This window comes from Polaromonas sp. P3_C2, from assembly GCF_056402675.1.
In genome coordinates this window covers 1-2,881 of record NZ_JBFUGX010000546.1, presented here as the reverse complement: position 1 = coordinate 2,881, position 2,881 = coordinate 1, and the positions used below count along the sequence as shown (strand labels likewise).

Here is a 2,881-nt window from a genome sequence, read left to right as displayed (position 1 = left end):
GTGGACAGCGTGCTGATTCCGCCCGCCAAATAAGCCCACGGGTGCTGGAACGGGTCAAGCCGGAAGGTTTGACCCGTTTTTTATTGAATTTGTGCAATTTCGTGCTCCAGACCTTATCGAGCCTGCGCAAGCAGCTATTGTTTTAGTAGCAATCCGTGCACGGCAAGTCGCCTCGCACCGGGGAACATCCATGCCAGCTCAAATGCCTTTAGTTAGTCGCCGCCGGCTGCTTCGCCGCGCCGGCCTGGTTGCCGCAGCAATTGCGAGCCCAGCCTGGGCCCAGCCCGGCAAGGGCGCTTCATCGCGCAGCATCGTCGTGGCCCAGCCGGTTGATTTTTCCCAGGCCCAGCAGGATGTCTCCAAGGACTTCCTGATCGGCTCACGCGCCGCCTGGCAGGACATCAACCTGCGCGGCGGCGTCCGCGGCAGGCAGGTCCAGCATCTGGCACTTGAAACGGACGGCACCCCCGCAAGCCTGCGCACGGCACTGGACTCGGTCAAGGACAACTCCGCCTGCATGGTGCTTTCCGGCAGTGTCGGCGACCAGGTTGCCAGCCAGATCGTGGCGCTGTCCCGCCAGGGCGGGCTGGGCATCCCCCACGCCGCCCCGTGGCTGCAAAACTCCAGCCTCGAGATCGACGACAAGACCTTTCCCATCTTCGCCGCGCGCCAGGAACAGATTGCCTATGCGCTCAAAAGCCTTTCAACCATGGGCCTCAAGGAGCTGGGTGCGATTTACGCCACAGCACAGGATCACGCGGCCTATCACTCGGATGTCGAGCGCATTGCCCTGGACATGCAACTGAAGCTGCAGCCCTTCAAGGCAACAGACGACCTGCGCGCGCTGGGCCAGAAACTCACGCCCCGTACACCCGCAGTGCTGCTTTTTGTGGGCGGAACGCCGGAGCTCGCCGAATTCACCCAGGGCCTGGAAAAGCAGGCCCGCCAGCGCTATGTCGTGGCGTTGGCCGATGTGAACCTGCAAWCCATGCTGCAGATGGGCGCGGCGCGCAACACGCCGGTCATCGCCACCCAGCCGGTACCCCTGGTCAATGCCAGCCTTCCGGTGGTCAGAAGCTACCGTGAAACGCTTTCGCGCCTCTTCGACGAGCCGCCCACGCCGCTGAGCCTGGCAGGATTCATTGCAGCACGCTACACCTACGAAGTGCTCAATGACGTCGACGGCCCCCTGAACCGCCAGAGCGTTCTGGCCGCCTTTCAGCGCCGCACAAAGTTCGATGTGGGCGGATTCAGCATCAGCTTCAATCCCCAGCGCAGAAGCGGCACCTACGTCACGCAAAGCATGATGACCGTCGACGGCCGGTTGATCGGCTAGGCACCCAGAAATGCTGATGAGAGTCCCGCGCGATGGCTATATTGGGAGCTTAAACTCAGGTATGCAAAATGGAACGCTGCTCGCCGCTGTAGACCTCGGGTCCAACAGCTTTCGGCTGGAAATCGGCCGCTTTGATGCTGGCCAGATTCACCGCACCGAATACCTCAAGGAAACCGTTCGCCAGGGCAACGGGCTGGACGCCGACCGAAACCTGACCCCGGAAGCCATGCAGCGCGGCTGGGACTGCCTGGCGCGCTTCGGTGAACGGTTGGCCGGCTTCAAGAAGTACCAGGTTCGCGCCGTTGCCACCCAGACCCTGCGTGAAGCACGCAATCGCGAAGAGTTCCTCGCGCGCGCCCACAAAATCCTCGGCTTTGCCATTGACGTCATCCCGGGCCGCGAAGAAGCCCGCCTGATTTATCAGGGTGTTGCCCACCTCCTGCCCCAGTCCGATGAACGCCGGCTGGTGGTGGACATCGGCGGGCGCTCCACCGAAATGATCCTCGGCAAGGGGCTGGACGCGAGGACCATGGAGTCTTATCGCGTCGGCAGCGTGGCATGGTCGATGAAGTATTTCCCCGACGGGCAGTTCACCCCGCGCGCCTTCCAGACGGCAGAGGTCGCCGCCAAGGCGGTGCTTGACGAAGCCGTCAATATCTACCGCGCCGATGCGTGGGACACCGCCTATGGGTCTTCCGGCACGATTGGCGCCGTTAGCGACGTACTGACAGCCTCGGGCTGGCCCGCGGGCATGGTCACGCAAGAAGGCCTCGACTGGCTGCTGGACCGGCTGCTCAAGGCGCAAAGCGCCGACCGCCTCAAGCTCGACGGCATGAAAGACGACAGGCGCGCCGTCATAGGCGGCGGTGTGAGCGTGCTGAGGGCCGTGTTCGATCTCCTGGGCATCGCGCAAATGGAAGCCGCACAAGGCGCCTTGCGCCATGGTGTGCTCTATGACCTGGTGGACCGTGAGCAGGATTTGACCGATTTGCGCTCTACCACCGTGCAGCGCCTGGCCAGCAAATTCAATACCGACAACGCACAGGCCCAACGCGTCAGCAAAGTCGCCAGGCAGTTGTTCGTCATGGCCGGCAAGGGCATGCCCGCTGCGGAATCTGCCCGCTTCCAGCGCAAGCTGGAATGGGCCGCAGAGCTGCACGAGATCGGCAGCCAGATCTCGCACAGCGACTATCACAAGCATGGCGCCTACATCCTGGACAACGCCGACGCGCCGGGCTTTGCCCTGCCCGAACTGCATCGCCTGAGCCTTCTGGTGCTGGGCCACCGCGGCAAGCTGCGCAAGCTTGAAGTCAATTTCGAAGACCGCGTGTTCATCCAGCAACTGCTGTGCCTGCRCCTGGCCGTCATCCTCTGCCACGCCCGGCGCGACCCTGACCTCAAAGGCCTCCAGCTCGAAAGCAGCGCCGAGCCCGGAAAGATTTTTGTACTGAACTGCCGCGCCGGCTGGGCGCAGGCCTTCCCGCAATCGGCCCATCTGCTGCTGGAAGAAGTCCTGGCGTGGCAAAAAACGCCGTGGACGCTGGT

2 protein-coding genes are annotated in these 2,881 nt (G+C 63.0%); both read left to right on the top strand.

All coding sequences use genetic code 11. The features are described 5' to 3' along the window. Positions 1-202 precede the first annotated feature (202 nt). Entirely contained in the window at positions 203-1,336 is a 1,134-nt protein-coding gene (locus AC1DWI_RS18725; protein ID WP_477725425.1) for an ABC transporter substrate-binding protein, read from the top strand. A gap of 61 nt (positions 1,337-1,397) precedes the next feature. After that, a partial coding sequence (ppx, locus tag AC1DWI_RS18720; protein ID WP_477725424.1) for an exopolyphosphatase occupies positions 1,398-2,881 on the top strand: 1,484 nt, incomplete at its 3' end.